This window comes from Sphingomonas sp., from assembly GCF_035714405.1.
Classification (GTDB): Bacteria; Pseudomonadota; Alphaproteobacteria; order Sphingomonadales; family Sphingomonadaceae; genus Sphingomonas.
Genome location: NZ_DASTMA010000018.1, coordinates 114,677 through 141,525, shown reverse-complemented (window position 1 = coordinate 141,525; position 26,849 = coordinate 114,677). Strand labels below are relative to the sequence as shown.

31 protein-coding genes are annotated in these 26,849 nt (G+C 67.6%); 15 read left to right on the top strand and 16 right to left on the bottom strand.

Annotation, left to right across the window (positions count from 1 at the left end):
* The first annotated feature begins 69 nt into the window (after positions 1 to 69).
* Together VFQ64_RS07520 and purC are read left to right on the top strand one after the other, a co-directional pair.
* Positions 70 to 969 carry a hypothetical protein gene (locus VFQ64_RS07520; RefSeq protein WP_325102678.1) on the top strand — a complete coding sequence of 300 codons (900 nt, stop codon included), beginning with the start codon at positions 70 to 72 and terminating at the stop codon, positions 967 to 969.
* Positions 970 to 1,058: 89 nt separating this feature from the next.
* Entirely contained in the window at positions 1,059 to 1,838 is a 780-nt protein-coding gene (gene purC, locus VFQ64_RS07515; RefSeq protein ID WP_325102677.1) for a phosphoribosylaminoimidazolesuccinocarboxamide synthase, read from the top strand.
* 119 nt (positions 1,839 to 1,957) lie between these two features.
* Here purC and VFQ64_RS07510 read toward each other — a convergent pair whose 3' ends face one another.
* The gene (locus tag VFQ64_RS07510; protein WP_325102676.1) at positions 1,958 to 2,104 is read right to left on the bottom strand and encodes a hypothetical protein; all 147 of its coding nucleotides are present in this window, start codon (positions 2,102 to 2,104) and stop codon (positions 1,958 to 1,960) included.
* Positions 2,105 to 2,244: 140 nt separating this feature from the next.
* Here VFQ64_RS07510 and purS point away from each other — a divergent pair, with 140 nt between their 5' ends.
* Both purS and purQ read left to right on the top strand, forming a co-directional pair.
* The gene (gene purS, locus VFQ64_RS07505; RefSeq protein ID WP_325102675.1) at positions 2,245 to 2,487 is read left to right on the top strand and encodes a phosphoribosylformylglycinamidine synthase subunit PurS; all 243 of its coding nucleotides are present in this window, start codon (positions 2,245 to 2,247) and stop codon (positions 2,485 to 2,487) included.
* Positions 2,484 to 3,149, top strand: coding sequence for a phosphoribosylformylglycinamidine synthase subunit PurQ (gene purQ, locus VFQ64_RS07500; RefSeq protein ID WP_325102674.1), 666 nt, complete (start codon positions 2,484 to 2,486; stop codon positions 3,147 to 3,149). Before purS ends, purQ begins: the two co-directional genes overlap by 4 nt.
* On the opposite strand, the gene VFQ64_RS07495 is transcribed toward purQ, so the two are convergent.
* From VFQ64_RS07495 to VFQ64_RS07485, 3 genes are read right to left on the bottom strand one after another with little or no spacing between them, the layout of a single operon-like run.
* Positions 3,146 to 3,460 (bottom strand): hypothetical protein, encoded by a 315-nt coding sequence (locus VFQ64_RS07495; protein WP_325102673.1) that lies wholly within the window; start codon positions 3,458 to 3,460, stop codon positions 3,146 to 3,148. The genes purQ and VFQ64_RS07495 overlap by 4 nt on opposite strands.
* 8 nt (positions 3,461 to 3,468) lie before the next feature.
* The gene (locus VFQ64_RS07490; protein WP_325102672.1) at positions 3,469 to 4,212 is read right to left on the bottom strand and encodes a queuosine precursor transporter; all 744 of its coding nucleotides are present in this window, start codon (positions 4,210 to 4,212) and stop codon (positions 3,469 to 3,471) included.
* The gene (locus VFQ64_RS07485) at positions 4,202 to 4,960 is read right to left on the bottom strand and encodes a competence/damage-inducible protein A (RefSeq protein ID WP_325102671.1); all 759 of its coding nucleotides are present in this window, start codon (positions 4,958 to 4,960) and stop codon (positions 4,202 to 4,204) included. The genes VFQ64_RS07490 and VFQ64_RS07485 overlap by 11 nt, the downstream gene beginning before the upstream one ends.
* Positions 4,961 to 5,013: 53 nt before the next feature.
* On the opposite strand from VFQ64_RS07485, the gene map reads away from it, so the two are divergent.
* Together map and VFQ64_RS07475 are read left to right on the top strand one after the other, a co-directional pair.
* Positions 5,014 to 5,838 (top strand): type I methionyl aminopeptidase, encoded by an 825-nt coding sequence (gene map, locus VFQ64_RS07480; RefSeq protein WP_325102670.1) that lies wholly within the window; start codon positions 5,014 to 5,016, stop codon positions 5,836 to 5,838.
* Positions 5,838 to 6,056, top strand: coding sequence for a hypothetical protein (locus tag VFQ64_RS07475; protein WP_325102669.1), 219 nt, complete (start codon positions 5,838 to 5,840; stop codon positions 6,054 to 6,056). Before map ends, VFQ64_RS07475 begins: the two co-directional genes overlap by 1 nt.
* A 40-nt stretch (positions 6,057 to 6,096) precedes the next feature.
* On the opposite strand, the gene VFQ64_RS07470 is transcribed toward VFQ64_RS07475, so the two are convergent.
* Positions 6,097 to 8,121 (bottom strand): S9 family peptidase, encoded by a 2,025-nt coding sequence (locus tag VFQ64_RS07470; protein WP_325102668.1) that lies wholly within the window; start codon positions 8,119 to 8,121, stop codon positions 6,097 to 6,099.
* A 90-nt stretch (positions 8,122 to 8,211) separates the two neighbouring features.
* Here VFQ64_RS07470 and purL point away from each other — a divergent pair, with 90 nt between their 5' ends.
* The 5 genes from purL to bfr all read left to right on the top strand — a co-directional run bounded on the left by purL (position 8,212) and on the right by bfr (position 11,896).
* Positions 8,212 to 10,431: a phosphoribosylformylglycinamidine synthase subunit PurL gene (purL, locus tag VFQ64_RS07465; RefSeq protein WP_325102667.1), complete on the top strand. Its 2,220-nt coding sequence runs from the start codon at positions 8,212 to 8,214 to the stop codon at positions 10,429 to 10,431.
* 37 nt (positions 10,432 to 10,468) lie between these two features.
* Positions 10,469 to 10,675, top strand: a complete 207-nt coding sequence (locus VFQ64_RS07460; protein WP_325102666.1) for a type II toxin-antitoxin system VapB family antitoxin — start codon at positions 10,469 to 10,471, stop codon at positions 10,673 to 10,675.
* On the top strand, positions 10,672 to 11,037 hold the full coding sequence (locus tag VFQ64_RS07455; protein ID WP_325102665.1) for a type II toxin-antitoxin system VapC family toxin: 366 nt from the start codon (positions 10,672 to 10,674) through the stop codon (positions 11,035 to 11,037). The genes VFQ64_RS07460 and VFQ64_RS07455 overlap by 4 nt, the downstream gene beginning before the upstream one ends.
* A gap of 80 nt (positions 11,038 to 11,117) precedes the next feature.
* On the top strand, positions 11,118 to 11,285 hold the full coding sequence (locus VFQ64_RS07450; protein WP_325102664.1) for a (2Fe-2S)-binding protein: 168 nt from the start codon (positions 11,118 to 11,120) through the stop codon (positions 11,283 to 11,285).
* Positions 11,286 to 11,380: 95 nt separating this feature from the next.
* A complete protein-coding gene (gene bfr / locus VFQ64_RS07445) occupies positions 11,381 to 11,896 on the top strand; it encodes a bacterioferritin (protein WP_325103412.1) in 516 nt (171 codons plus the stop codon).
* A gap of 42 nt (positions 11,897 to 11,938) precedes the next feature.
* On the opposite strand, the gene VFQ64_RS07440 is transcribed toward bfr, so the two are convergent.
* The 7 genes from VFQ64_RS07440 to VFQ64_RS07410 form a co-directional block, all read right to left on the bottom strand.
* Entirely contained in the window at positions 11,939 to 12,355 is a 417-nt protein-coding gene (locus tag VFQ64_RS07440; protein WP_325102663.1) for an Hpt domain-containing protein, read from the bottom strand.
* 67 nt (positions 12,356 to 12,422) lie between these two features.
* A complete protein-coding gene (gene der / locus VFQ64_RS07435; protein WP_325102662.1) occupies positions 12,423 to 13,784 on the bottom strand; it encodes a ribosome biogenesis GTPase Der in 1,362 nt (453 codons plus the stop codon).
* Positions 13,785 to 13,847: 63 nt separating this feature from the next.
* Positions 13,848 to 15,143: a PQQ-binding-like beta-propeller repeat protein gene (locus VFQ64_RS07430; RefSeq protein WP_325103411.1), complete on the bottom strand. Its 1,296-nt coding sequence runs from the start codon at positions 15,141 to 15,143 to the stop codon at positions 13,848 to 13,850.
* 20 nt (positions 15,144 to 15,163) lie between these two features.
* On the bottom strand, positions 15,164 to 15,865 hold the full coding sequence (locus tag VFQ64_RS07425; RefSeq protein WP_325102661.1) for a tetratricopeptide repeat protein: 702 nt from the start codon (positions 15,863 to 15,865) through the stop codon (positions 15,164 to 15,166).
* 60 nt (positions 15,866 to 15,925) lie between these two features.
* Positions 15,926 to 16,804, bottom strand: a complete 879-nt coding sequence (panB, locus tag VFQ64_RS07420) for a 3-methyl-2-oxobutanoate hydroxymethyltransferase (RefSeq protein WP_325102660.1) — start codon at positions 16,802 to 16,804, stop codon at positions 15,926 to 15,928.
* Between the two features lie 24 nt (positions 16,805 to 16,828).
* Positions 16,829 to 17,263 carry a hypothetical protein gene (locus tag VFQ64_RS07415; protein WP_325102659.1) on the bottom strand — a complete coding sequence of 145 codons (435 nt, stop codon included), beginning with the start codon at positions 17,261 to 17,263 and terminating at the stop codon, positions 16,829 to 16,831.
* A gap of 53 nt (positions 17,264 to 17,316) precedes the next feature.
* The gene (locus tag VFQ64_RS07410) at positions 17,317 to 17,655 is read right to left on the bottom strand and encodes an ArsC family reductase (RefSeq protein WP_325102658.1); all 339 of its coding nucleotides are present in this window, start codon (positions 17,653 to 17,655) and stop codon (positions 17,317 to 17,319) included.
* 145 nt (positions 17,656 to 17,800) lie between these two features.
* Between VFQ64_RS07410 and VFQ64_RS07405 the strand changes: the two genes are divergently transcribed.
* The 4 genes from VFQ64_RS07405 (at position 17,801) to VFQ64_RS07390 (ending at position 22,585) form a co-directional block, all read left to right on the top strand.
* Positions 17,801 to 19,843, top strand: coding sequence for an NAD(+) synthase (locus tag VFQ64_RS07405; RefSeq protein WP_325102657.1), 2,043 nt, complete (start codon positions 17,801 to 17,803; stop codon positions 19,841 to 19,843).
* Between the two features lie 72 nt (positions 19,844 to 19,915).
* A complete protein-coding gene (locus tag VFQ64_RS07400) occupies positions 19,916 to 20,770 on the top strand; it encodes a CDP-alcohol phosphatidyltransferase family protein (RefSeq protein WP_325102656.1) in 855 nt (284 codons plus the stop codon).
* A 16-nt stretch (positions 20,771 to 20,786) separates the two neighbouring features.
* Positions 20,787 to 21,878, top strand: a complete 1,092-nt coding sequence (locus VFQ64_RS07395; protein WP_325102655.1) for an inositol-3-phosphate synthase — start codon at positions 20,787 to 20,789, stop codon at positions 21,876 to 21,878.
* Positions 21,878 to 22,585: an NTP transferase domain-containing protein gene (locus VFQ64_RS07390; RefSeq protein WP_325102654.1), complete on the top strand. Its 708-nt coding sequence runs from the start codon at positions 21,878 to 21,880 to the stop codon at positions 22,583 to 22,585. Before VFQ64_RS07395 ends, VFQ64_RS07390 begins: the two co-directional genes overlap by 1 nt.
* Positions 22,586 to 22,602: 17 nt before the next feature.
* Here the strand turns inward: VFQ64_RS07390 and VFQ64_RS07385 are convergent, their stop codons facing one another.
* The 4 genes from VFQ64_RS07385 to gnd are packed head-to-tail and all read right to left on the bottom strand — an operon-like array spanning position 22,603 to position 26,783.
* The gene (locus VFQ64_RS07385; RefSeq protein WP_325102653.1) at positions 22,603 to 24,216 is read right to left on the bottom strand and encodes an alkaline phosphatase D family protein; all 1,614 of its coding nucleotides are present in this window, start codon (positions 24,214 to 24,216) and stop codon (positions 22,603 to 22,605) included.
* 22 nt (positions 24,217 to 24,238) lie between these two features.
* Positions 24,239 to 24,985, bottom strand: a complete 747-nt coding sequence (locus VFQ64_RS07380; protein ID WP_325102652.1) for an HAD-IIB family hydrolase — start codon at positions 24,983 to 24,985, stop codon at positions 24,239 to 24,241.
* Entirely contained in the window at positions 24,982 to 25,800 is an 819-nt protein-coding gene (locus tag VFQ64_RS07375) for a Cof-type HAD-IIB family hydrolase (RefSeq protein WP_325102651.1), read from the bottom strand. Before VFQ64_RS07375 ends, VFQ64_RS07380 begins: the two co-directional genes overlap by 4 nt.
* Positions 25,797 to 26,783 carry a phosphogluconate dehydrogenase (NAD(+)-dependent, decarboxylating) gene (gnd, locus tag VFQ64_RS07370; RefSeq protein WP_325102650.1) on the bottom strand — a complete coding sequence of 329 codons (987 nt, stop codon included), beginning with the start codon at positions 26,781 to 26,783 and terminating at the stop codon, positions 25,797 to 25,799. The genes VFQ64_RS07375 and gnd overlap by 4 nt, the downstream gene beginning before the upstream one ends.
* Positions 26,784 to 26,849: the final 66 nt, after the last annotated feature.

Here is a 26,849-nt window from a genome sequence, read left to right as displayed (position 1 = left end):
CAAGAATGTGTCTTGACCTATTCCACACCAGCTGAGTAGGATATCCCCGACGTAGGCGGGGAGGTTGCGATGACGCGTTTGCTGCTGATCGGACTGGGTGCGCTCACCGTCGCCGGATGCGGCCAACAGGAGAGCCGTGAAGCGGCGCCTGCGGAGATGACCACGACCGACATGGCGGCGGCGTCCCGGGCCGAAAGCAGGGCGGCCGGCTTCACCGCGCCCGGCATCAACGTCACCGCCGCGCCGGGCGTCGCATTCATCTACCGCTACGGCTTCCGACTGCCGGCAGCACGGATCTCCGCAGCGCAGGAGAGCCATGCCCAGGCCTGCGAGAAGCTGGGCACCGCGCGCTGCCGCGTCACCGGCATGCGCTACCGCCTGCTCGGCGAGAACAACATCGAGGCGGCGCTCGATCTCAAGCTCGCGCCCGAACTGGCGCGCGGCTTCGGCAAGGAGGGGATTGCCGTCGTCGAGCGCGCCGACGGTACCCTGGTCGACGCGGAGATCACCGGCACCGATGCCGGTGCGGTGATCGACCGCTCCAGGAGCGATGGCGCGCGCGCCGGCGACGAGCTCCGCCGCCTCGATGCCGCTATCGCAGGTGCCCGCACCGGCGTTGAGCGCGCAGAGCTGCAGGCGCAGCGTGCGGAGATCGCCCGCCGCATCGCTGCGGCCGGCGACACGGCGGCGACCGCGCGCGAAAGCCTGGCGCAGACTCCGGTCAGCTTCCTCTACGAATCCGGTCCGGCGGTGCGCGGCTTCGACACCTCGGCCCCGCTCACCAGCGCGATCGACACCGCTATCGGCTCGGCGCAGGCGACCTTTGCGGTGCTGCTCGGCATCCTCGCCATCTTCGGCCCACCCGCGCTCGCCCTCGGGCTGGCCCTTTATCTGTTCCTGCGGGGGCGCGCTGCGTGGCGGCGGCGCACCCCGCGCGCGACAGTCTCCTCGGCGCCGCCTGCCGATTGATCGGCTAGCCCCCTTCGCCTATGGCGCAGGCCATATCCGCCCCGGCCGCCGTCCGCCGCCGGGGCTTTGCGTTTTTTTGGGGGACACACATGGCTCGCCGCCGCCAGATCTACGAGGGCAAGGCCAAGATCCTCTATGAGGGTCCGGAGCCGGGCACGCTGATCCAGTATTTCAAGGACGACGCCACCGCCTTCAACAATCAGAAAAAGGGCACGATCAACGGCAAGGGCGTCCTCAACAACCGCATCTCCGAGCACATCTTCACGCTGCTCGACCTGATCGGCGTGCCGACGCATTTCATCCGCCGTCTCAACATGCGCGAGCAACTCATCCGGCAGGTGGAGATCGTCCCGATCGAGGTGATGGTCCGCAACGTCGCCGCGGGCACGCTGTCGAAGCGGCTGGGGATCGAGGAAGGCACCAAGCTGCCGCGCACGATCATCGAATATGCGCTGAAGGACGACGCGCTCGGCGATCCGATGATCACCGACGAGCATATCGCCGCGTTCGGCTGGGCGTCGCAGGAAGAGATGCACGACATCGCCGACTTGGCGATCCGCATCAACGATTTCCTCTGCGGGCTGTTCGCCGGCGTCGGCATCCGTCTGGTGGATTTCAAGCTCGAGTTCGGCCGGATCTGGGACAATGACTATGGCCGCATCATCCTGGCCGACGAGATCAGCCCGGATTGCTGTCGCTTGTGGGATATGGAAACCAGCGAGAAGCTCGACAAGGACCGGTTCCGGCGTGACCTGGGTGGCGAAGTCGAGGCGTATCAGGAGGTCGCGCGGCGACTGGGGCTGTTGCCCGAGGGCGGCGACCACGCCGTGCTCGATCTGGACAGCCACCGTAAGAAGCGAGGCCGCTGAGCCGCCGGCGCCCACGCGCCTACCGCAGCTAGAAACGAGAAGCGTCGGGCCTGCCGGGCTCGGCGCTGCCGAGCTTCGGGGTCACGGGATCTACCCCCGTGACGGCCCGCGTTCTGGAGCTACTTCACCCGATACCCGCAAATAATCCCGAAGATGAAGCTGGAGAATAGCGCTAGCGACACGCGCCCGCCGGGATCCTCCCAGCCGAAATAACTCGCCCCGAAGGCGAAAAGCGCGATGAACATGACCATGGCAAGTCCAGCCATGATGCGTCTCCCCGTCCCGAGCGCGACACCCCACGCGCCGACTCGGCCGGGGGAGGGTCGGCTTTCGGCGTAAACAAGTCGTGAAGCTTGCCCGGCGCCGGCGGCGACGGCATAGCGGCCGCGCCTCGGGAGCCGCCAGAATGAAATTGCGCATCTTCGTGACGCTCAAGCCCGGCGTCCTCGACCCGCAGGGTCGCGCCATCCAACATGCCCTTGGCGCCCTCGGCTTCGCCGGTGTCAACGACGTGCGCGCCGGCAAGCTGCTCGAGTTGGACGTGGACGACGCGACCGACGACGCCGCTATCGACGCCATGTGCCGGCAGCTCCTGGCGAACACCGTGATCGAGAACTACCGCATCGAGCGGCAAGAGACGGCCGCGTGAAAACGGCGGTCATCGTCTTTCCCGGCTCCAACTGCGACCGCGATCTTGCGGTCGCGCTGGAGAGCGTGACCGGCGCGAAGCCGATGATGGTCTGGCATGGCGACAGCGAATTGCCCGAGGGCGTCGGCCTTGTCGCGGTGCCGGGCGGCTTCTCGTATGGCGACTATCTCCGCTCGGGCGCGATCGCCGCGCGGTCGCCGATCATGCGCGCGGTGGTCGATGCGGCGGGCAAGGGGCTGCCCGTGCTCGGCGTCTGCAACGGCTTTCAGGTGCTGACCGAGGCGGGACTGCTGCCCGGCGCGCTGATGCGGAACGAAGGGTTGAACTTCGTGTGCCGCGACGTGGCCTTGACCATCGACAATGCGGACACCGCGTTCACCAGCGGCTACCAGTCGGGCGAGACCATCCGTGTGCCGGTCGCGCACCACGACGGCAACTATGTGGCCGATCCCGACACGCTCGACCGCCTCGAGGGCGAAGGCCGAGTCGCCTTTCGCTACGCCGAGCCCGTCAACGGCTCCGCCCGCGCCATCGCCGGCATCGTCAGCGCGGCCGGCAACGTGCTCGGCATGATGCCCCACCCCGAACGCAAGGTAGAGGCGGCTCATGGCGGCGCGGATGGGCGGCGGCTGTTCGAGGGGCTGCTCGGCGCGATCGCCTAGCGCCCGAACAGCCACGTGCGGCGTGCCAGCAGCAGGAAGACGCTGGGCCAGAACAGCGTGTTCCACAGGTCGTGCCAGTTACCGGACCATTCTTGTGGGAAACCGATCACCCAGCGGTCGCGGATGTCCCAAGCCTCACCCGCAAGCGCGGCGATGAGCACCGCCAGCCAGGGTCGCCAGCTCGACAGCCGCCACCCGAACAACAACGCGCTGCCGAACATCACGGTGAGGCCGACATAGACGTGGAGCGCATCCTTCGCTAGGCCGAGGTTGAGGATCAGCCACCATTTGACCTCCTGAAACGGGCTCACGGAGTGGATCAAACCGCGGATCTGAACGGCGAGAAGTCGGTGGCCTGGTCGTACACATCCACCCCTTCGCGCCGCTTCAGCCAGCCGACGACCAGGTAGGTGAACGGCGTCAGCAACACTTCCCAGCTCACCTTGAGCACCCATTGGGTGACCAGCACCCACCACACCTGTTCCGCCGTCCACCCCGGCGCGCCGAGGAACGCCAGCGGATAGAAGAGCAGGCTGTCCACCCCCTGCCCCACCACGGTGGAACCGATCGTGCGGCTCCACAGCGCGCGGCCTTGCGTCCACACCTTCATGCGCGCCAGCACATAGGAGTTGACGAACTCGCCCGCCCAGAACGCCATCATCGACGCAAAGACGATGCGCGGCACCTGCCCGAACACCGCCTCGTACGCCGCCTGCCCCTCCCAACCGGCGTCGGGCGGCAGCGCCACCACGATCCAGCTCATGCACACCATGAACAACAGCGCCCCGAACCCCGCCCAGATGCAGCGCCGCGCCCGGGCATAGCCATACACCTCGGTGAGCACGTCACCGATGACATAGGCGATCGGGAAGAACAGGATGCCTGCCCCGAACGGCCAAGGCCCGAAGAACGGCAGGTCGATCACCGCCCGCTTGCCCGCGCCCAGCACGTTGGAGAGCAGCAGCACCGCGACGAACGCGGCCATGACATAGTCGAAATAGCGGAACTGCCCGCCCGCCACCTCGTCGGCGGCCACGGCCCGTGGCGCGGCCTCAGATGCCATCGGCGACCACGTCACGGCCCTGCGCCCGCAGCGCCTCCGCCAGCGCCGTCAGGCAGCGCTCGACCAGCGCGGCATCGGGGCTGCGCACCACGAAGTTGGCGCCGACCCGGCCGTCGCGGAAGAACGGATAGCTGCCGATCGCGACGCCTTCGTGCGCACGTTCCGCGTCGCGGAGCAGGTCCGCGACCTCGCTTTCGGCCACCCAGCAGCCGATCGAGCGCGACACCACCGGGCGGCCGCCCTCCAGCATTCCCGTCAGCGCGTCGAGCATGCCCGCCGTGATGTGCGGCACGCCCGCCATGATAAAGATGTTGCCCCAGCGGATGCCGGGCGCGCCCGACACCTTGTTGACGATCAGCGTCGCGCCCGCCGGCACCCGCGCCATCCGCGCGCGCGTCTCGGTCAGTCCGCCGCGTGTCGCGTAATAGCGGTCGAGCATCGCCATCGCATCGGGGTGGTGCTCGACGCCGACCCCGAGCGCTTCGGCGATCGCATCGACGGTGATGTCGTCGTGGGTCGGCCCGATGCCGCCGGTGGTGAACAGATAATCGTTGCGCGCGCGGAGCGCATTGATCGCCTCGACGATCGCCTCCGTCCGATCGGCGACGACGCGCACCTCGGTCAGGCGGATGCCCTGGACGTTGAGCCAGGCGGCGACCTGTGCGACGTTCTTGTCCTGGGTCCGCCCGGACAGGATCTCGTCGCCGATCACCACCAGCGCGGCGGTCCAGATACGTTCGGGCTGCATCCGCGGACCCTAGCCTCGCCAAGCCGCCGCCGCCACGCTATATCGTCGGCACGATGACCGACTATACCACCGTGACCGCCGACCTGCCGATGGCCCGCACCGGCGCGATCAAGCTTTATGGGCGCGAAGCCTTCGCCGGCATGCACAAGGCGGGCAAGCTCGCCGCCGAGACGCTGGACATGCTCGTGCCGCACATGATGCCGGGCACGACGACCGCCGCGATCGACCGGCTGATCTACGACTTCGTCCTCGCGGCCGGCGGGGTGCCGGCGACGCTGGGCTATCGCGGTTATACGCACTCGACCTGCGTCTCGATCAACCATGTCGTGTGCCACGGCATCCCATCGGACAAGACCTTGAAGGCGGGCGACATCGTCAATGTCGACGTGACGCCGATCCTCGACGGCTGGCACGGCGATTCGAGCCGCATGTACCTGATCGGCGAGGTTCCCTTGAAGGCCAGGCGGCTGGTCGAGGTCACCTATGAATGCCTGATGCTCGGCATCGAGCAGGCGCGGCCGGGCAATCACATGGGCGACGTCGCCAACGCCATTCAGCGCCACGCGGAGAAGCACCGCTACGGCGTAGTGCGCGACTTCTGCGGCCATGGCCTCGGCCGCCTGTTTCACGACGCGCCCGAAGTCGTGCATGTCGGCAAGCCCGGCACCGGCCCGGAGCTCAAGCCCGGCATGATCTTCACGATCGAGCCAATGATCAACATCGGCCGCGCCGACGTGAAATTGCTAGAGGACGGCTGGACGGCGGTGACGCGTGACCGCTCGCTGTCGGCGCAGTTCGAGCATTCGATCGGCATCACCGACACCGGCTGCGAGATCTTCACGCTGGCGGGCTACGATCGGGAACAGGGCTACTGCTGATGGCGGGTCAACAGACCTGTGCGAAGTGCCAGGGCCGGATGGCCGAGGGCTTTCTGATCGACGAAAGCTATGGCACCCGCGCCGTCGCCAAATGGTACGAGGGTCCGCCGGTAAAGAGCATGTGGACCGGCCTGAAGATTCGCGGCCGCACCAACTATCCCGTCGTCACCTGGCGCTGCGGCCGCTGCGGCTACCTCGAAAGCTACGCCCCCGCTTAAAAGCGTCTCCCCTCCCGCAAGCGGGAGGGGAGAGGCGAAACTACTGCGCGGTGGGCGCCAGCCCGGCGACGTGCTGCGCGCCCTCCTTCACCTGCGCCGTCGACGCCGCGATGGCGCCGCCGACCGGCTCCGCGCGGCCGCCCAAACAGCCGGCGAGGAAATTCTCCGCCGCCGCGTTGAAGGCGATGTTGTTCGTCGGCCGGGCGAAGCCGTGCCCTTCGTCCGGGAAGACGATGTAGGTGACAGGGATGTTCTTGGCCTTCATCGCCGCGACGATCTGATCCGATTCGGCGACGTTGACGCGCGGATCGTTAGCACCCTGCCCGATCAGCAGTGGCTTCTTGATCTTGTCGGCATAGGTCAGGGGCGAGCGCTCGGTCAGCATCGCCCGCCCGGCATCGGTGGTCGGATCACCCATTCGCTTGTAGAATTGCAGCTTCACCGCTTCCCAATAGGGCGGGATCGTCTTCAACAGCGTGTGCAGGTTCGATGGTCCGACGATGTCGACCCCGCAGGCGAAGGTGTCGGGCGTCATCGTCAGCCCGGCCAGCGTCGCATAGCCGCCGTACGAACCGCCCATGATCGCGACCTTGTCCTTGGTGGTGACGCCACGCTTCACCGCCCAGTCGACCGCGTCGATCAGGTCGTCGTGCATCTTCCGTCCCCATTGCCCGTCGCCGGCGCTGGTGAAGCTCTTGCCGAAACCGGTCGAGGCACGGAAGTTGACCGACAGCACCGCATAGCCGCGATTGGCGAGCCACTGGTGCGCGCTGTTATAGCCGAAGCCGTCGCGCGCCCACGGCCCGCCATGGACCAGCAGCACCATCGGCACCGCCGCGTTCGGCTTGCCGTCGCCATCGGGATCGGCGCCCTTGGGCAGCGTCAGGTACGACACCAACGTCAGCCCGTCGCGTGACTTGATCTCCTGGGGGTGCATGCCGACCAGCGGCGCGCCGACCAGTTCGGGTCGGCTGACGTACAATTGCGTCAGCGTCTTCGCGCGGCGATCGTAGAGATAAGTGGCGGCCGGCGCGGTGACCGGATCGAACGAAACCAGCCACTTGTCGTCCGCTTCCGTCCGCGAGGTGACCGCGAAGTCGCCCTTGTTCTGCGCCTTGAGGAAGGCAAGGTCCGCACGCACCGAGTCGCCGACCGGAACATAGTCGTTGCGCAGATAATAATCTGAATAGGCCTCCAGCGCGCCGGTGCGCGGGTGGAACAGCCCGCCCGACACGTCGGCGCGGGCACTTTCGCCCACCACGGTCATCTTGCCGGTCGCGACATCCTGCGCGAACAGTGCCGCCCGGTCGCGGCCGCGCGCGTCGGTCCAGTACAGCGTCTTGCCGTCGGTGGTGAAGCCCAGCGGTGCCGTGGTCTGCGAATCGTCGAGCCCGTAGCTGACCACCGCCGTCTTCTCGGGCACGTTGTTGGTCACCCGGAACCAATCGCTGCCGGCGTCCGGCCGAGGCTTCGACACCAGCCGCAGCCGCAGATCGTCGTCGGCGACGAAGCCGGAATAGCCGTCATTCTGGAACACCAGCGTCAGCTTGCCGGTGGTGAGGTCGAGCAGGTGGACGTCGTGCCAGCGCGGATCGCGGTTGTTGACGCCGACCAGCAGCTTGTCCTTGATCTTCTGACTGCCGCCGATCAGCTGGACGCGCGTTTTTTCGAACGGCGTCAGCGCCCGTTGCGCGCCGGTGGCGACATCGACGCCATAGAGCAGGAAGTTCTCGTCACCGCCCTTGTCGTTGATGAACAGCAGCTGCTTGCTGTCGGGCGACCAGAAGGCGTTGCGGATCGGCCGCACCTTCTCCGCCGTCAGCGGCCGCGCCTCGTTGGGGGCGGACGCGGGCGCGACCCACAGGTTCATCACCCCATCGCGCGGCTGGATATAGCTCAGCCACTTGCCGTCCGGGGACAGCCGACCGGCGGCACGGGTGGGGTTTCCGAACAGCTTGGCGCGTTCGATCAGCGGCACCGCCGACCCAGGGGCGCTCTGGGCGGCGAGCGGCACGGCGGCGCCGGCGGCGGTGGCGAGCAGCAGCAGCTTGGCGGTTCTGGTCACGGCGAGTCTCCCCCTTAAGTGTGTTAGCCGGATGATGCACAGGCGCAGCGCGGGTGGCAAGAAGAACCGCGCGCCGCTATCGCGCGCCCCATGAGCCAGATCACGCCCCAGATCGTTGCCGATCACGGCCTCTCCCCCGAGGAATATGCCAACGTCCTCCACGCGCTCGGCCGCGAGCCGAACCTGGTCGAGCTCGGCATCTTCTCCGTCATGTGGTCGGAGCATTGCTCCTACAAATCGTCTCGCATCCACCTGAAGAAGCTGCCCACTACCGGACCGCAGGTGATCTGCGGCCCCGGCGAGAATGCCGGCGTGGTCGATATCGGGGATGGCCAGGCGGCGATCTTCAAGATGGAGAGCCACAACCACCCCAGCTATATCGAGCCCTATCAGGGCGCGGCGACCGGGGTCGGCGGCATCCTGCGCGACGTGTTCACGATGGGCGCGCGGCCGATCGCCAACATGAACGCGCTGCGCTTCGGCCGCCCCGATCACCCCCGCATGCGGCATCTGATCGCCGGCGTCGTCCATGGCATCGGCGGCTACGGCAATTGCGTCGGCGTGCCGACGGTCGGCGGCGAGGTGAACTTCCACCCGGCCTATGACGGCAACATCCTGGTCAACGCGATGACCGTCGGCATCGCGGATCAGGACAAGATCTTCTACTCGGCCGCGTCCGGGATCGGCAATCCGATCGTCTATGTGGGCTCCAAGACCGGCCGTGACGGCATCCACGGTGCGACCATGGCGTCGGCCGATTTCGGGGACGATGCCGACGCCAAGCGCCCGACCGTCCAGGTTGGCGATCCCTTTACCGAGAAGCTGCTGATCGAGGCCTGTCTGGAGCTGATGGCGACCGACGTCATCGTTGCGATCCAGGACATGGGCGCGGCCGGCCTCACCTCCTCGTCGGTCGAGATGGCGAGCAAGGGCGGCGTCGGCATCGAGTTGGTGATGGACGACGTGCCGCAGCGCGAAACCGGCATGACGGCGTACGAGATGATGCTGTCGGAGAGCCAGGAGCGGATGCTCATGGTGCTGAAACCCGGCCGCGAGGCGGAGGCGGAGGCGATCTTCCGCAAATGGGAACTCGACTTCGCGGTGATCGGACGGGTGACGGACACCGGTCGCATGGTCCTGAGGCATCACGGCGAGACGGTGTGCGACATTCCGCTCGGGCCGCTTGCGGACGACGCGCCGAGCTATGACCGCCCCTGGGTGCCCACCCCCGCGCAGCCGCCGCTGACCGGCATCGCCGACGACACGGACATCGCCGCCGACCTGCTCAAGCTGATGGGCTCGCCCGATCTCGCCTCTCGCCGCTGGATTTGGGAGCAGTATGACCACATGGTCGGCGCGGACACCGTACAGCCGCCCGGCGGCGATGCGGCGATGGTGCGCGTCCATGGTACCGACAAGGCGCTGGCGATCACCACCGATTGCACGCCGCGTTATTGCTTCGCCGACCCGGTCGAGGGCGGCAAACAGGCGATCGCCGAGGCTTGGCGCAACCTTTGCGCGGTCGGTGCGAAGCCGCTCGCGGCGACCGACTGCATGAACTTCGGCAACCCGCAGCGACCCGAGATCATGGGCCAGTTCGTCGGCTGTATCGAAGGCATGGCCGATGCCTGCCGCGCGCTCGACTTCCCGATCGTGTCGGGCAATGTCAGCCTCTACAACGAAAGCAAAGCGACCGGCGGCGGCTCCGCGATTCTGCCCACGCCTGCGATCGGCGGCGTGGGCCTGCTCGCCGACTGGCGCAAGGCGGCGACGCTCGCCTTCAAGGCGTCGGGCGACATCATTCTGGTGCTCGGCACGCGCACCGGCCATCTCGGCCAATCGCTATGGCTACGCGAGATTCATGGCCGCGAGGAGGGCCCGCCGCCGCCGGTCGACCTTGCCGCCGAGCGTCGCGCCGGCGACTTCGTCCGCGCGCAAATCGAGGGTGGCGCGATCACCGCCTGCCACGACGTCGCCGACGGCGGCCTGGCGGTCGCGGTCGCGGAGATGGCGCTGGCCGGCCATGTCGGCGCCATGATCAACAAGCCGCAGCCCTTCGGCTGCGCACGCGCCTTTTTCGGTGAGGACCAGGGCGTCTACCTCGTCACCGTTCACGATCACGCGCTGATGGGCTTCCTCCACGCTGCGCACGCCGCCGGCGTGCCAGCGGAGCCGCTCGGCCGCACCGGCGGTACCCGCCTGATCTTCGAGCGCGCGCATGCGGATTACGCCCTGCCGCTCGCTGCATTGCGCGAGGCGCATGAGGGGTTCTTCCCCAAGCTGATGGGCGCGGACGCGGCGCTGGCGTGATGTTGTAAGCCGCATCACATGATGTTAGCTGCGATGAATGCGTACCACCATCAACATAGACGATGAGCTTATTGCGGCAGCGATCGAGTACACCGGCATTGAAGATCGCGCTGCTTTGGTCCGTCATGCCATGAAGACGCTCGTCGCGGTTGAAGCCGGCCGCCGACTCGCACGGCTGGGCGGCAGCGATCCTACCGCCGAGGCCGCCCCACGCCGTCGCCCTCCTCGCTTCGTGAACGAATGATCCTGATCGACACGTCGGTGTGGATCGATCACTTCCGCCGCCCGATCTCTGCTGTCATTGAGCTAGTGGAACGCAATGAGGCAGCCACCCACCCGTTCGTCATAGGCGAACTCGCCATGAGTAGCCTGCCCAATCGCCGCGATACGCTTCGTGACCTGAACCGCCTGCCCGGCGTCGTTGCGGCGACACATGCCGAAGTCATGGCGCTGATCGAATGGCAGCAGCTTTTCAGCTTGGGTATGGGCTTGGCGGATGTACACCTCCTCGCATCCGCCAGGGTGGCACCGCATGTTAGGCTTTGGACTCGCGACAAGCGGCTTCGGGCGCAGGCGGACCGGTTGATGGTGGCGCATCACGAATAGACGCTATTGCGACCTATTCACAACAGGCTTGCGAACGGTTCTCATTAGCGGTAAACGGCTCCCCAGCGAGGGAGCCGGTCATGGTCGTCTGCATCTGCAATGCCATTCGCGAGAACCAGATCCGCGGCGTGGCGCAGCAATGCCGGACCGCTTGCCAGGCGTATGCGGCGCTCGGTTGCCAGGCGAAATGCGGGCAGTGCTCGGTCGTCGCCCGCGCTATCCTCGACGAAGAGCGCGCCGCCGCCTGATCCGCTGGGAGTGAGAGTGACTCGCGCGAGTCGTTCGCGCTTGCTCCGCGTCGCGTCGCACCGTTAGAGCGGGCGCAAAGGAGCACATCATGGCGATCAAGGGCGACCCCCGGGTCATCGAGCTGCTGAACGAGGCGCTCAGGAACGAGCTGACCGCGATTAACCAATATTGGCTGCACTACCGGCTGCTCGACCATTGGGGCGTGTACAAGCTCGCCCAGTACGAGCGCGAGGAGTCGATCGACGAGATGAAGCACGCCGACTGGCTGGCGGAGCGCATCCTCTTTCTCGACGGCCTGCCGAACTTCCAGCTACTCGGTCGTCTGCGTATCGGCGAGACGGTCGAGGAGGTGCTCAGGTCCGACCTGGCGATGGAGATCGAGGCGGTCGAGCAGCTAAAGGGCGCGATCGCTCATTGCGAGCAGGTGAAGGACTATATCAGCCGTGAGCTGTTCGCGCGTATCCTCGCCAGCGAGGAAGAGCATGTCGACACGCTGGAACGCCAATTCGAGATGATCGGCCGGATGGGGCTGCAGAATTACATCCAGCTCCACTCGGTCACCGAAGGAGATAAGCCGAAGACCGGCGCGGCTGCCTATCTGAAGGGCTGAATCGATCCTCCCCCGCTCGCGGGGGAGCAGCTTGCGTCGAACTCAGCCGACGCGTCGACCGAAGCCACCGCCCTGCGGCTTGCGCATCACCAGCGGGTTGGATTCGCGCTCGAGCAGCGCCAGCGTGTCTTCGAACAGCGGTCGCAGCCTGGCGATCTGCTCCAGCAGATGATCGGGCGTGTCCTGCGCCTCGACACAGTCGCGCGCCGTCATCTCGATCTCCTCGGCGAGCGCGCCGAGTGGCTCGGCGCCGAACTGACGCGCCTCGCCTTTCAGCGTGTGCGCGGGGATCACCAGGCCGGCTGCGCTCTTGGCCTGCATTGCGGCTTCGATCGCGGCGACGGACTTGACGCCGTCCTCGCGAAAATAGCCAAGGATGCGGACGAACCCGGCGCCCAGCTCGCTGCGCGCCTGCGCGAACGCGGTCCAGTTCACCAACGTGCTGCCCTCGAACCCCACTAGCTACTCCCGGTCGCGCCTACCGCCGGTCGGCTCTATCCGGATAGCGTAAACAATTGCTTTCGAATCAAGGATCAAACGGGTTTTTCGGCGCGCGCAGCATGAGCCGCACCGGCACCGCGCCAAAGCCGAGCTCGCGGCGCATCGAGTTGACCAGATAGCGTTCATAGCTTGCGGGCAGCTGATCGACGCGCGTGCCGAACACGACAAAGGACGGCGGCCGTGTCTTGACCTGAGTCACATAGCGCATCTTGATCCGCTTGCCGCCCGGCGCGGGCGGCGGATTGGCCTCGATCGCGCGCTCGAACCATCGGTTGAGCTCACCCGTTCCGACCCGCTTCGACCAAGCCTCGCGCGTTTCGAACGCGGCACCCAGCAACTGGTCGATACCACGCCCGGTCGCGCCGGAGACGGTCAGCAGCGGCACGCCCTTGACCTGGCTCAGCCCGTCCTCGAGCGCCTTCTTGACGCCGTTGAACAGGGACGAGGCGTTCTCCGCCACATCCCATTTATTGAGCGCGATCACGAGCGCACGGCCCTCTTCCAACACCCGGTCGGCGATCCGCAGATCCTGCGACTCCAGACCTAGCGTCGCGTCGAGCAGCAATACGACCACCTCGGCAAAATCGACCGCGTGCAGCGCGTCGGCGACTGACAGCTTCTCCAGCTTGTCCTGCACCTTGGCGCGCTTGCGCATCCCCGCCGTGTCGATCAGCCGCACCCGGCGTGTCCCGCCCTTTGGATCGGTCCACAGCCAGTCGGTCGCGATCGAATCACGCGTGATGCCGGCCTCGGGGCCGGTGATCATGCGCTCCTCGCCCAGGATGCGGTTGACCAGCGTCGACTTGCCTGCGTTCGGCCGGCCGACGATCGCCAGCTTGAGCGGCGCGTCGGGGCTCTCGTCGTCCTCGGGCTCCTCTATGCTTGCCCGACCCTCGAGCAGCGGCAGGATCGCCTCGAACAGGTCGGCGACACCTTCGCCATGTTCGGCCGAAAGCTGCACCGGGTCGCCGAAGCCGAGACTGAGCGAATCGAGGATGCCGTCATCGCCCGCGCGGCCTTCAGCCTTGTTGGCGACCAGCACCACCGGCGTCGTCGAGCTGCGCAGCCAGCGGGCGATCTCCTCGTCGAGCGGCACGATGCCCGCGCGCGAGTCGAACAGGAACAGTGCGACGTCGGCTTCTGCGACCGCCGCCTCCGTCTGACGCCGCATCCGGCCGGGCAGCGACTGGGCGTCCTGGTCCTCGTAACCGGCAGTATCGATGACGCGGAAGTCGAGCCCGACCAGGCTCGCCTCTCCTTCGCGTCGGTCGCGCGTCACCCCGGGCCGATCGTCGACCAGCGCGAGCTTTTTGCCGACCAGGCGGTTGAACAGCGTCGACTTGCCGACATTGGGCCGGCCGACGATCGCGACAGTGGGTAGGGGCATGGGGAGGCCGTAGCCTAAGCGCGTATAGCCGTCACCTTCCCTCTCCCTAGAAGGGAGAGGGTTTCAACGCCAGGCGGTGATCCGCCCCGTCTGATCCAGCGTGTACAAGGTCGCGTTCGCCACCACCGGCGGCAGCGCGAACGGCTCTTTACCCTCGACCGTTCGCACGACCGAGCCATCGTTGGGATTGGCGAACACCACCTCGCCGCGGCTGTTGGTCAGCACCAGCTTGTTGCCCGCCAGCACCGGCCCGAACCAGGTGATCGGCCCTTTCTTTCCCTTGGCGTTACGGAAACGCGGCAGCTGCGCGATCCAGCGCGCCTTGCCGCTCGCGCCCGACAGGCACAGCAGCCGCGCGTCGTCGGTCACCACGAACAACCACTCGCCCGCCAGCCAGGGTGTCGAGATGCCGGCGAGGTTCTGCTCCCACAGCCGCCGCCCGGTCGCGAGCTCCAGCCCGACCATCCGGCCGCCCTGACCCACGGCATAGACGCGGGTCTGGTCGATCACCGGTGCCGCGTCGATATCCGCGATCGACGACACCGACGTGCTGACCGAGGTGCGCGACAGCGCGTCCTGCCACAGCGGTCGGCCGTTCTCGTAGCGATAGGCGTTGAGTTCGCCGGACGAGTAGCCCGCGACGACCGATCCCTGCCCGGCCGCCGGCGCCGCGACGCCGAACACGCCCTGCGTCTCCGCCGTGCCCTGCGCCGACCAGTTGACCGTCCCCTTGGTCTGATCAAGCGCGAAGAGCTGGTCGTCCTGCGTCAGCACATAGACAACGCCGTTGGCGATCGTCGGACTCCCACGCAACGGCCCGCCCGGCTTGGCGCGCCACACTTCCTTGCCGTCCGCCGCCTGCAGCGCGACCACGTCGCCGACGCCGTCGGTCGCGAACACCTGGCCGCCGTCATAGCTGACGCCGCCGCCGAAGCGGGAATTGCGGTTCTCGTCCCCTTGCGCGACCTTCGCATTCCACAGCGCCGCGCCCGTGTCTGCGGCAAAGGCACGCACCGTCGCATCGACGTCGATGACGAACAGCTTGCCCTCGGCAACCACCGGCGCCGCCGCCAATCGCTCGCGGTCCGATCCGCCGTTGACGGTCGCCGACCAGGCGCGCGCGGGGGCGTCGCCAAGCGCCAGCTGGCCCATCGTCTTGGCCGCGTTGCCGCCCGGCTGCGTCCAGCTGTCGTTGGCGGCGGCGGCGGGCAGCAGCACCTGAACATCGGCGATCGTCTTGTCGGCCTCGATCGCGTTCTCCGAGGTGAGGATGGCGACGCGGTTGCCGACGGTCGGGGTCTTCTTCGTGCCCCCTTTGAAGATGCCGCACCCGGACAGCGCGATGAGCGCCGCCACCATCAGCGGCGAACGGAATGAGATCACGAGGGGGTAGCTCCTGCAGACGGGGCGGCGTCGACGCCCAATAGCCCGGCCATCTGAACCGCGCGTTGACGAGTGGAGTCGGGCACGTCCTCGGCCTTGGCGATCTGCCCGAACAGCTTGCCCGCGAGGTCGCGGCGGTTCTGGCGCAGATGCGCAACCGCGGTCATCTCGCCGGCGCTGCCGAACCAAGGGTTGCCCGCGACTGCCAGCGGCCGCAGCCGCTCGATCACCTGTTGCGGCGGCAGCGTGTCGAACTCGATCGCGGTCTGGCGCACCAGCGCAAGATCGCGGAACGGCTGGCCTAGCGACGCGTCGGCGGCGATGCCGGCGAACTTGGCGGCGGCGCCCTTGCTGTCGTTCTTGCCGAGCAGCAGGTCCGCCTGCGCCAACTGCGCCAGCGCGCGATAGCCATCACCGCGTGATTTCGCGAGCGTCGCCAGTGTCGGCTCGGCCTGCTGCGCCTGTCCCGCCTGAAGCTGGTCGAACGCCGCCTGCAGCTGCTCGCCATCGGCTCCGGCCCGCGCTTGCTGGCGCGATTGCCAGTACAGCCAGCCTGCAAGCGCGATCAGTCCCGCCAGGACCGCGACGATGCCGATGCGGCCGAAACGCTGCCACGCGGTCGCGATCTGGTCGCGGCGCAGCTCCTCGTCGACCTCGCGCATGAAGGCTTTGTCGGCAGGGGCAGGCGGAAGAGCCAAGGGAAACTCCGGTAAAGTCGAGTGAGGGTCTCTAGCCGCGCCGGCCCTCAAACGAAAGGGTCACGACTTGGCGGCGTAGACCTGCTCGGGCCCCGGGAAGGCGCGCGACCGTACGTCGCTGGCGTAGGTCTGCGCCGCGGCGGCGATGCGCTCGCCCAACTCGTCGAAGCGCTTCACGAAGCGCGGCACACGCTCGAACATCCCCAGCATGTCTTCGGCGACCAAGACCTGCCCGTCACATTGCGCCGATGCACCGATGCCGATGGTCGGACAATCGACCGAGCGCGTCATCTCGATCGCAACGGTCTCCACCACCCCTTCGACGACGATCGCGAAAGCGCCGGCGGCGGCGATCGCCTGCGCGTCTTCGATGATCTTCGACGCCTCCTCCTGGGTCCGTCCGCGCGCGCCATAGCCGCCGAGCATGTTGACCGCCTGCGGGGTCAGCCCGACATGCCCCATCACCGGAATGCCGCGTTCGGACAGAAAGCGCACCGTCGGCGCCATCGCCGCGCCGCCCTCCAGCTTGACCGCCGCCGCGCCGGTCTCCTTCATCAGCCGCGCGGCGCTGGCGAACGCATGCTCGGGCGAGGCTTCGTAGCTGCCGAACGGCATGTCGATGACGACCGCGGCGTGATAGCTTCCGCGCACCACCGCCGCGCCATGCGCCGCCATCATCTCCAGCGTCACCGGCACGGTGGAGGGCAGGCCATAGATCACCTGCCCCAGGCTGTCGCCGACCAGCAGCAGGTCGCAATGCGGATCGAGCAGCTGCGCGGTGCGCACCGTATAGGCGGTCAGCATCACGAGCGGCTGCCCCTCGCCGCGCGCGATCTCCGCCTTGCGGCGGCGGACGGCGGGAATGGTGAGCCGCTTCATCGGCGCCGCGACGGGGGTGGCACGGCTGGTCGCGGTATCGACGGTGAAGGTGGTGGACATGGCGGTGCGCTTAGGCCCGCAGGGTCAGCCGATCCACCCCCGCGCCCGCGCCGTCCGCGCCGTCCAGGCGCCCAACAAGCCCATGGCGAAGATGAAGATCGGGAATCCAGCCGCCGTCGCAAAGCCTTTGGCCGCGATCAGATCGGTCATACCCAGCGTCCAGCCGAACTGGATCACGATCGCGATCAGCGAGGCGATCGTCAGCGGCACTGCCGCGCGATGGCGCATCAGCAGCGCCGCGGCGCCAAGCAGGCCGCCCCCTACGGCAACCGCATAGACCCAGTTCAACCAGCCGGGCAGCGACCGATAGAGCTGACGATCATAAGCCGCGTTGGCAGGATCGTCCGGATTGTACGTCAGGTGCATCCAGAAGGAAGCGATGCCCGCCAGACCCCAGAGCAGCAGAAGGGCGGCAACCACCCAAAACCAGACCGGCGGCGTGGCGCGTGCGTTGAGCATGTGCGTTCTCCCCTCTCGCCAGTCTGCGCCCAGGTCGAGGCGTGCGCAAGCCGTCAGCCCAGCCCGGCATAGGCCTCGGGCTTGAACCCGACGAGCAGCGTGTCGCCGCTCTCCAGCACGGGCCGCCGAATGGCCGAAGGATGGGCGAGCATCAGGGCCATCGCCCGGGCCCGATCCAGCTCAACCTTGTCGGTCTCGGGCAGTTTGCGGAAGGTGGTGCCGGAGCGATTGAGCAACGCCTCCCAGCCGATCCGATCGACCCAGCCTGCCAGCCGCTCAGGACCGACGCCCGCCGTCTTATAGTCGTGAAAGGTGTAGCCGACGCCGCGCGGGTCGAGCCAGGCGCGCGCCTTCTTCACCGTGTCGCAATTGCGGATGCCGTAAAGGATCATCGCTAAAGCCCTCGTCAAGCTGAACTTGTTTGAGCATCCATGCGAACCGATAGCCGCAAACGTCACGTTCGAGGAAGCGCCTGCGCATGGATGCTGAAACGAGTTCAGCATGACGGGGGTTGTGGCGCTCGTTAGGACGAGAACCATGACCCACCCCTTCTATTCGATCCACGCCCATGGCCTTGTCCGCGTCGCCGCCGGTACCCCGGCCGCGAGCGTCGGCGACGCGCTGTTCAACGCCGACGCGACGATCGCGATGGCGCGTGAAGCGGATGCGGCGGGGGTGGACCTGCTCGTCTGTCCCGAGCTCAACCTCACCAGCTATGCGATCGACGACCTCCATCTGCAGTCCGCGCAGCACCGCGCCACGGCGCAGGCGCTGGCCCGGGTGGTGGAAGCCAGCGCCGGCCTCGCCCCCGTGCTGCTGGTCGGCGCCGCCCTGCCGCGCAACGGCCGGCTTTACAATTGCGCGATCGTGATCGCGCGCGGCCGGGTATTGGGCGTCGTGCCGAAGACGTTCCTGCCCAATTACCGCGAATATTACGAGAAACGTTGGTTCGCGTCAGGCGCCGGGCTGACCGGCTTGACCATTGAGGTGGCGGGCCAGCAGGCGCCGTTCGGGACCGACCTGATCTTTGCCGCCGCCGATTTGCGGGGCTTCGTCTTTCACACCGAGATCTGCGAGGATTACTGGGCGCCCACCCCGCCGTCGACCGCCGGCGCGCTCGCCGGGGCGCTGATCTGCACCAACCTGTCCGCCTCCAACATCGTCATCGGCAAGGCGCGCGAGCGGGCGATGCTGTGCGCGGCCCAGTCCGCGCGCGGCATCTGCGCTTATGTCTATTCTGCCGCCGGGCCGGGTGAGAGCACCACCGACCTCGCCTGGGACGGTCAGGGGCTGATCTACGAGACCGGCGACCTGCTCGCCGAGTCGGAGCGCTTCGTCAGCGGCACGATGGTGATCGCCGATGTCGACGTCGAGAAGATCGCGCAGGAGCGGCTGCGCAACGGCACCTTCAACGACTCCGCCGCTTTCACCGCCCACCCCGAGACGCGTTTCCGCCGCATCGCGTTCGAGCACCAGCCGACGCTCGCCGACATCGGGCTGCACCGCCCTGTCCGCCGCTTCCCCTTCGTGCCCAACACGCCGGAGAAGCGCGACGAAGATTGCTATGAGGCGTTCAACATCCAGGTGGAGGCGCTCGCCAAGCGGCTGTCGGCGACCAAGAGCGAAAAACTCGTCATCGGGGTCTCCGGCGGGCTCGACTCGACGCACGCGTTGATCGTCGCGGCCAAGGCGATGGATCGGCTCGGCAAGCCGCGTAGCGACATTCTCGGCTTCACCCTGCCCGGCTTTGCGACCGGCGAAGGGACGAAGGCCAACGCCTGGGCATTGATGCTCGCGCTAGGCGTCACCGGCGAGGAGATCGACATCAAGCCCGCCGCGCAAGCGATGCTGGAGACGATGGGCCACCCGTTCGGTCGGGGCGAGCCGGTGTACGACATTACCTTCGAAAATGTGCAGGCCGGCCTCCGGACCGACTATCTCTTCCGCCTCGCCAACCAGCGCGGCGGGCTGGTGCTCGGCACCGGCGACCTCAGCGAGCTGGCGCTCGGCTGGTGCACCTATGGCGTCGGCGACCACATGAGCCATTACGGCATCAACGCGGGTGTGCCCAAGACTCTGATCCAATTCCTGATCCGCTGGTGCATCCGCACGGATCAGTATGACGTAGCTACCGACACGGTGCTGGAAGCGATCCTGGCGCAGGAAATCTCGCCCGAGCTCGTCCCCGCGGATGCCTCGGGCGCGATGCAGAGCACCGAGGACAAGGTCGGACCCTATGCGCTCAACGACTTTTTCGCGCATTTCGTCCTCCGTCACGGGTTGGCGCCGTCCAAGATCGCGTTCCTGGCCTGGCATGCCTGGCGCGACATGGAGTCGGGCCGCTGGCCGCTCGACTTCCCGGCCGACGCGCGGACCGCGTATGACCTGCCGACCGTACGGCTGTGGCTGGAGCGTTTTCTCCAGCGCTTCTTCGCCTGGTCGCAGTTCAAGCGATCGGCGCTGCCCAACGGCCCCAAGGTGTCCGGCGGCGGCGCGCTCTCGCCGCGCGGCGACTGGCGGGCGCCGTCCGACGGCACCGCACGCGCTTGGCTGGAGGAGCTTGCCGCCAACCTGCCCTGATGCTGGCCCCTGGTTGCAAAGCCATTCAGCCGCCTTGCAAAAACCCGCCGCGACGCGCATTGGGAAGGCCTGATGACAACGCCTCCCCCGGATGGATCGCGCGATCGCCGGATCGAGGACCCATCCAACCGCTGGTTGATACACCCTTCCGCCCGTGCGCTGCTGCCGTTCGCGCTGCGTGCGCGCGTGTCCGCCAACGCGGTGTCGCTGACCGGACTGGCGATCGGGGCGGGCGCGGCCTGGGCCTATTCGCACTGGTCCTCACCCGTGGCGGCCGTTGCCGGGCTGTTGCTGTCGGTCGGCTGGCTGATCGCCGACGGGCTCGACGGCATGATCGCGCGGGCGACCGGGACGGCCAGCCCGCTCGGCCGTTTCCTCGACGGCGTCTGCGATCACGGCGTCTTTATCTTGATCTATTTGGCGCTGGCCTTCTCCGTGAACACGGCCGAAGGCTGGGTGCTCGCGGTTGTCGCCGGCATCGCCCACGGCGTCCAGTCGAGCCTCTATGAGGGCGAGCGTACCCGCTATCACCGCCGGCTGAAGGGCATGGCGGAGGTGGATGCGCCGCCGCTTTCGGCCAACCCGCTCGTCCGCTGGTACGACGCGCTCGCCGGCAGCGTGGGTCGGCTCGCCCGCCCGTTTGAGACAGCACTCGCCGACAGTTCCTCGCCCGAGCGGATGGGGCAAGCCTATGGCGCCGACGCGGTCGCGCCGATGCGGTTCCTGTCCCTGCTCAGCGCGAACGTACGCGTCTTGCTGATCTTCCTGGCCTGTCTCGCCGGCAGGCCCGCCCTGTTCTGGTGGCTCGAGATCGTCGCGCTTACCGCCATTGCCGCCATTGGGCTCGTCTGGCATCGCCGCGTCGAGCAGCGTTTCGGCCCACCCTCGGCTTCTCACGGGGGCGGTCGCCCCTCCTTTTTCGCTTGAATAACGGGAATATCGAATGAGCAGCATCCGCGTCGCCGTGGTCGGCATCGGCAATTGCGCCAGCAGCCTTGTCCAGGGGCTGGAGCATTACCGCGAAGGCACCAACGACAATGTCGGGCTGATGCATTGGGAGATGGGCGGCTACAAACCGTCGGACATCAAGGTCGTGGCCGCCTGGGACGTCGACCGGCGCAAGGTCGGCACCGACGTCGCGGAGGCGATCTTCGCCAAGCCGAACTGCACCGCCGTCTTCGCGCCCAAGGTGACGCCGACCGGCACCGTCGTGAAGATGGGCAAGATCCTCGACGGCGTCGCCGATCATATGAGCGAATTCGCCGACGATCGCACCTTCCTCGTCGCCGACGGTGATCAGCCGACTAAGGACGACATCGTCGCCGAGCTGAAGCGCACCGGCGCCGACGTGCTGATGAACTACCTGCCGGTCGGCAGCCAGGAAGCGACCGAATTCTACGCCGAGTGCGCGCTTGAGGCGGGCGTCGCCTTCGTCAACAACATCCCTGTCTTCATCGCGTCCGACCCGGTCTGGGCGAAGCGGTTCGAGGATGCCGGCGTCGCCATCATCGGCGACGACATCAAAGCACAGCTGGGGGCCACGATAGTTCACCGCGTCCTAACCGACCTGTTCGCCAAGCGTGGCGTCAAGCTGGAGCGCACCTACCAGCTCAACACCGGCGGCAACACCGACTTCCTCAATATGTCGAACCACCGCCGGCTGGCATCGAAGAAGGTCAGCAAGACCGAGGCCGTGCAGTCCGTCGCCGCCGAGCGCCTCAGCGACGACAACGTCCATATCGGCCCCAGCGACTATGTGCCGTGGCAGAACGACAACAAGGTCTGCTTCCTGCGCATGGAAGGCTCGATGTTCGGTGGCGTGCCGATGAACCTGGAGCTGCGCCTCTCGGTCGAGGACTCCCCCAATTCCGCCGGCGTCGCCATCGACATGATCCGCTGCGCCAAGATCGCCAGCGATCGCGGCATCAAGGGCGTGATCGACCCGGCGAGCGCGTATTTCTGCAAGCATCCGCGCCACCAGATGACCGACGACCTGGCGCAGATCGCGGTAGAAGAGTTCATCAAGGCCGCGTGATGATCGACACCGCCGTGATCCTGGCCGCGGGTCACGGCAGCCGCCTGCGCGACTCCGCGCCGATCAAGCCGCTGTGTGAGGTGAACGGCCGGACCTTGATCGACCATGCGCTCGCGGGGTTGGCCGCGGCGGGCCTGACGCGCGCGGTGGTGGTGCTCGGCTATGAGGCGCAGGCAATCGAGGCGCACCTCGCCTCGGCGCGCCTGCCGCTGGCGGTGGGATGTGTCCGCACTTCCGACCCCGCCCTGCCCAATGGCGTTTCCGCGCTGGCGGCGGCCGAGGCGGTCGGCGGTGGCGAGGCGCTGTTGGTGATGTGCGACCACCTGGTCTCGCCGCAGCTCTACGGCCGCGTCGCGCAGGCCGGCGCCGGCGACGGTCTGCGGCTCGGGATCGACCGGCGGCTGCGGCATCCTTGGGTCGACGACGACGATGTTACCCGCGTCCAGACCGAAGGCGATCGCATCGTCGCGCTCGGCAAGGGCCTGGAGCCTTACAACGCGCACGACACCGGCGTGTTTGCGGTCGGTCCGGCGCTGTTCGCCGCGCTGGCGAGTCTGCCGCAGCCGTCGCTGACCGAGGGCGTACGCCTGCTCGCCGCCCGAGGCCATGCACGCACCGTGGATTGCAGCGGCATCGACTGGATCGACGTCGACGACGCGCCGGCGCTCGCGAAGGCCGAAGCCTGGCTGGCGTCCCTGGCGGCGTAACCACCGGCCTCCGGCGACTAGACCCGCCGCATCTCCAAACGCGCGTCCCCTGCTCGCACCTCGTAGGTCGCGACCGTGGCCTCCGTGAACGGCCGCTCCAGCACCGTCGACACCGCCCGGAACTCGGCCCGCGCCCGTTCGCGCGTCAGCGTCAGGAGCACATAGCCCTTCGACCGCTGGTCGCAGAACAGCACCTCGTCATTGGCATCGGCCAGCAACGCGCCGACCGCCAGCTCGGGCATGGCGTCGCCGATCGACGGACTGGTGATCGCCGTCGCGCCGAACTCCGCCGCCACCGGCATCCCGGCCGCGTCCGCCAGCCGGTTGGCCCAATGGGCGTGGCTGTCCCCCGACAGCACCAGCGGCCGCGACCCGGCGCGGCGAAAGGTGGCATAGAGCCGCTCGCGCGCCGCCGGATAGCCGTCCCAGGCATCGAGGTTGAATGGCAGGCCGGCGGCGTAGCTCGCCTGCGCCGCCACGGCCTGCGCGCGGTAGCTTGGTATCACCTTGGCCGAATCGACCGCCACGCCGGCGACCCGCGCCATGACGACCTGGTTTCCCAGCACCTGCCACGGCTCTCCCGCGCGGACCGAGCGCGCGAGCTCACCCTCCAGCCAGCGCCGCTGTCCCTCGCCCAGCAGCTCGCGGGCGGGATCGTCGCGCCTGGCCAGCGCGGCGGCATAGGCGCTCGGAACGCGTGGGGCGCCGGCCACCACTTGTTCGCTGCGCGCCAACAGCCGCGTTTCCACCATCGCCAGCGTCGCGAGATCGCCGAAGCGGAACGCGCGGTTGATCGCTTCCCACGGCTTGCCCGGCACCGGATCGCGGATCGGCATCCACTCGAAATAGGCCTGCATCGCCGCCGCCTTGCGCGTCGCCCAGTCGCCTTCCGTGCCCGGCTGATGGTTCTGCGCGCCGTCCGTCCAGCCGTCGTTGGTGGTCTCGTGATCGTCCCACACGGCGATCATCGCCGCGCGGGCATGACAGGCCTGAAGATCGGGGTCGCGCTTGTACTGCGCGTGCCGCTTCCGATAATCGGCCAGCGTGACGATCTCGTGGCGTGGCTCCGGGATGCGCCCCAGCTTTTTGCCGATGCTGGCGCCAAAACCGCTCTCGCCATATTCATAGATATAGTCGCCGAGATGCACGACCGCGTCGACGCGCGGCAGGTCGGCGATCGAACGATAAGCGTTGAACAGCCCGCCCGGGTGCAGCGCGCAGGAGGCGACGGCGAGCACCACGTCGCGGATCGATCCCACCGGCAGGGTGCGGACGCGACCCTCCGGCGAGCGAATGCCGACCGCCTCGAACCAGTAGCGATACTCCTGGCCCGGCCTGAGGGTGCGGGGCTCGACCTTTACCGTCCAGTCGCGGCTCGCGCGCGCCTGGGTGCGGCCACTCGCGACCGGGCGATCGCCCTCCATGACTTGCCAGCGCACCTCGATCGGCGCTTCGTACCCGGACGGCGGTGTCACCCGCGTCCACAGGATCGCACCACGCACGGTCGGATCGCCGCTGGCAACGCCGTGCAAGAACTCGATCGCTGGCGGTGCCGGTACGCTCGTCGCCTGGACAGGCAATGCCGCGCCGGCGCCCAGCATCCCCAGCAGTGAGCGTCGATCGATCGTCATCGCTCTAGTCCCTGGCGCAAACCTATTTCAGACAGGCGACAATCCCCTCGATTACCGCCGCGGTCTCGCGCGGCTCGCGGACCCGGACCGTGTCGAGCCCCATCGTCTTCGCCGGGTAGTCGTTGCCGCCCGGAAAGATGGCGTCGCCGATGAACATGAAGTTCTCCAGTGGAATACCCGAGGCCTCGTGCAGCTTGCGCAGGCCATAGGCCTTGTCGACGCCTTCGCGCGTGATGTCGATCGAGGTCGCGCCGCCCATGTTGATCGACAGGCCGGGCAGCCGGGTGCGCAGGTCGGCCTGGATGATCTTGCGCTTGGCGAAATCGGGATCCCAATGCTCCTTCTCCTCCAGCGGCGCCTGCTGGCCGAGCGCGGAGAAGGTGATCTGGCTGCCACGATCCTCGACCAACTCGCCCCAGGTCTGTTCGGGCGTGAAGCCGGTGGCGGCGAGCGACTCGGTGAAGGCGCTGAGGATGCGCGCCTTCAGCTCCGGCTCGAACAGCTCGGCATACACTGTCCCCCATTCGCCGTCGCGGAAGGTGTAGAGCTTGGTGCCGGTGGTCGGCATCAACCACAGCTTCGACCGATCGGCGCGCTCGGGCAGCCGGCTTGCGACCTGCTTCTGAAACTGCGGCCAGTCGCCGCCGGAGATCACCGCGACATGTGCAACGCCGAGCAGGTCGGCCAGCGCCTCGCCCATGAACGGCTCCAGCGCCTGCTTGCTGGCGGCCAGCGTGTTGTCGAGGTCGAAGGCGACGAGTTGCTTCACGGTAAATGCTCCACGGCGGAAAGGATGAGGGTGTCGATGGCCTGCGCGACGCCATCGGCGTCGTTCGTGGCGGTGACCTGATCAGCGACCGCCTTCACCGCATCGGGCGCGTTGCCCATCGCGATCGCCAGACCGGCGCGCTTCAGCATGGCGATGTCGTTGGCCTGATCGCCGATCGCGACTACCTGGGTCAGCGGCACGCCGGCGGCGGCGGCGAGTGCCTCGATCCCCGCGCCTTTGTTCGCGGCCATCGCGGTGACGTCGAGATAATAGGTCTGCGACAGCGCCACCGTTGCGCGACCCGGAAACGCCGCGTTGATCCGCGCGTGGAGCGTCGCCAGTGTCGCGGGCTCGTCGCTGACGAAGGTGATCTTGTCGGCGCGGTCGAGCAGGTCCGCGAAGTCGCCGCGAATGACCGGTTCCTGATTCGCGGCGATGCGCTCGCTGACGACATGCGCGCCCTGGTCGGTCGAGGCATGCCATTGATCGTCGGCGAACACCCAAACGTCGACCGCCAGCTCGCCAACCGCCTCTAACGCCCCGCGCGCGACATCGCCGGGTATCAGGTGCCGGCGCTCGACCGTGCCCTCCCGCCGGAAGATCAGCCCGCCGTTGAACGCGGCGATTGGCCCGTCGATCGCGAGCGCGTCGGCGATCGGCAGCACGCCCGAGCGCGGTCGCGCGGAGATGACGGTAAACCCGATGCCCGCCGCGCGGAGCCGCCCGACCGCCTGGATCGTGCCGGCCGTTAGCTGCTTGCGCTTGTCCACGAGCGTGCCGTCAACGTCGGACACCAGCAGCCGGAACGAGCTCACTGCGGCATCTCGACATGCCCGCCGAAGCCGAACCGCATCGCCGACAGCACCTGATCGCCGAACGTATGGTCTACCCGGCTGCGATAGCGCGCGAACAGCGCAGCGGTAAGGACGTTGGCGGGCACCTTTTCCTCCATCGCCGCGTCGATCGTCCACTGCCCCTCGCCCGAGTCGGCGACCCGGCCGGAGAACTTCTCCAGCGTCATGTCGTGCGCCAGCGCCTGGGCGGTCAGGTCGAGCAGCCAGGACGAGATCACCGATCCGCGCCGCCACACCTCCGCAATGTCGGTCAGATTGAGGTCGTAGCGCTCGTCCTCGGCCAACTTGTCCGACGACTTGCCCTTGAGGATGTCGAAGCCCTCGGCATAGGCCTGCATCAGTCCGTATTCGATGCCGTTGTGGATCATCTTGACGAAGTGGCCCGCGCCCGCGGGACCGGCGTGGATGTACCCCTTCTCGGCGCGCGCGTCCTCGCCCTCCTCGGCCATCCGATTTGGTGTGCGGGGGATGGTTCCGAGCCCCGGCGCCAGCGTGTCGAAGACCGGGTCGAGATAGTCGACCGCGTCCTTGTCGCCGCCGATCATCATGCAATAGCCGCGCTCCAGCCCCCATACGCCGCCCGACGTGCCGACATCGACATAGCGCACACCCTGCTCGGCCAACAGCTTCGCGCGGCGGATATCGTCCTTGTAGAAGGTGTTGCCGCCATCGATGATGATGTCGCCGGGCTCGGCGGCCGCGAGCAGCGCCTGGATTGTCTGCTCCGTCGGGTCGCCGGCCGGCAGCATCACCCACCAGATGGCCGGGCTGTCCAGTTGCCGCTTGATCGCCTCGAGCGAGCCAGCCGCTTCCGCCCCGTCGGCGACCAGCGCCTCGACCATCTTCGGGTCGCGATCGAACGCCACCACCTGATGCCCGGCCCGCATCAGCCGCCGCCCGATATTGCCGCCCATCCGGCCCAGGCCGATGATCCCGAGTTTCATGCTGATGCCCTATCCGGAATTGCGTTCATCCCAACCTTCGTCATGCTGAACCTGTTTCAGCATCCT

Bases quoted from the DNA above. Each gene is read 5' to 3' on its own strand.
- VFQ64_RS07385 (WP_325102653.1), bottom strand. From the start codon at position 24,216: ATGACGATCGATCGACGCTCACTGCTGGGGATGCTGGGCGCCGGCGCG.
- VFQ64_RS07485 (WP_325102671.1), bottom strand. From the start codon at position 4,960: ATGCAGCCCGAACGTATCTGGACCGCCGCGCTGGTGGTGATCGGCGAC.
- VFQ64_RS07460 (WP_325102666.1), top strand. From the start codon at position 10,469: ATGCGTACCACCATCAACATAGACGATGAGCTTATTGCGGCAGCGATC.
- VFQ64_RS07390 (WP_325102654.1), top strand. From the start codon at position 21,878: ATGATCGACACCGCCGTGATCCTGGCCGCGGGTCACGGCAGCCGCCTG.
- purC (WP_325102677.1), top strand. From the start codon at position 1,059: ATGGCTCGCCGCCGCCAGATCTACGAGGGCAAGGCCAAGATCCTCTAT.
- VFQ64_RS07490 (WP_325102672.1), bottom strand. From the start codon at position 4,212: ATGGCATCTGAGGCCGCGCCACGGGCCGTGGCCGCCGACGAGGTGGCG.
- purS (WP_325102675.1), top strand. From the start codon at position 2,245: ATGAAATTGCGCATCTTCGTGACGCTCAAGCCCGGCGTCCTCGACCCG.
- purL (WP_325102667.1), top strand. From the start codon at position 8,212: ATGAGCCAGATCACGCCCCAGATCGTTGCCGATCACGGCCTCTCCCCC.
- panB (WP_325102660.1), bottom strand. From the start codon at position 16,804: ATGTCCACCACCTTCACCGTCGATACCGCGACCAGCCGTGCCACCCCC.
- VFQ64_RS07400 (WP_325102656.1), top strand. From the start codon at position 19,916: ATGACAACGCCTCCCCCGGATGGATCGCGCGATCGCCGGATCGAGGAC.
- VFQ64_RS07405 (WP_325102657.1), top strand. From the start codon at position 17,801: ATGACCCACCCCTTCTATTCGATCCACGCCCATGGCCTTGTCCGCGTC.
- VFQ64_RS07395 (WP_325102655.1), top strand. From the start codon at position 20,787: ATGAGCAGCATCCGCGTCGCCGTGGTCGGCATCGGCAATTGCGCCAGC.
- VFQ64_RS07430 (WP_325103411.1), bottom strand. From the start codon at position 15,143: ATGGTGGCGGCGCTCATCGCGCTGTCCGGGTGCGGCATCTTCAAAGGG.
- VFQ64_RS07520 (WP_325102678.1), top strand. From the start codon at position 70: ATGACGCGTTTGCTGCTGATCGGACTGGGTGCGCTCACCGTCGCCGGA.
- VFQ64_RS07510 (WP_325102676.1), bottom strand. From the start codon at position 2,104: ATGGCTGGACTTGCCATGGTCATGTTCATCGCGCTTTTCGCCTTCGGG.
- gnd (WP_325102650.1), bottom strand. From the start codon at position 26,783: ATGAAACTCGGGATCATCGGCCTGGGCCGGATGGGCGGCAATATCGGG.
- VFQ64_RS07450 (WP_325102664.1), top strand. From the start codon at position 11,118: ATGGTCGTCTGCATCTGCAATGCCATTCGCGAGAACCAGATCCGCGGC.
- der (WP_325102662.1), bottom strand. From the start codon at position 13,784: ATGCCCCTACCCACTGTCGCGATCGTCGGCCGGCCCAATGTCGGCAAG.
- VFQ64_RS07415 (WP_325102659.1), bottom strand. From the start codon at position 17,263: ATGCTCAACGCACGCGCCACGCCGCCGGTCTGGTTTTGGGTGGTTGCC.
- VFQ64_RS07475 (WP_325102669.1), top strand. From the start codon at position 5,838: ATGGCGGGTCAACAGACCTGTGCGAAGTGCCAGGGCCGGATGGCCGAG.
- VFQ64_RS07455 (WP_325102665.1), top strand. From the start codon at position 10,672: ATGATCCTGATCGACACGTCGGTGTGGATCGATCACTTCCGCCGCCCG.
- map (WP_325102670.1), top strand. From the start codon at position 5,014: ATGACCGACTATACCACCGTGACCGCCGACCTGCCGATGGCCCGCACC.
- VFQ64_RS07410 (WP_325102658.1), bottom strand. From the start codon at position 17,655: ATGATCCTTTACGGCATCCGCAATTGCGACACGGTGAAGAAGGCGCGC.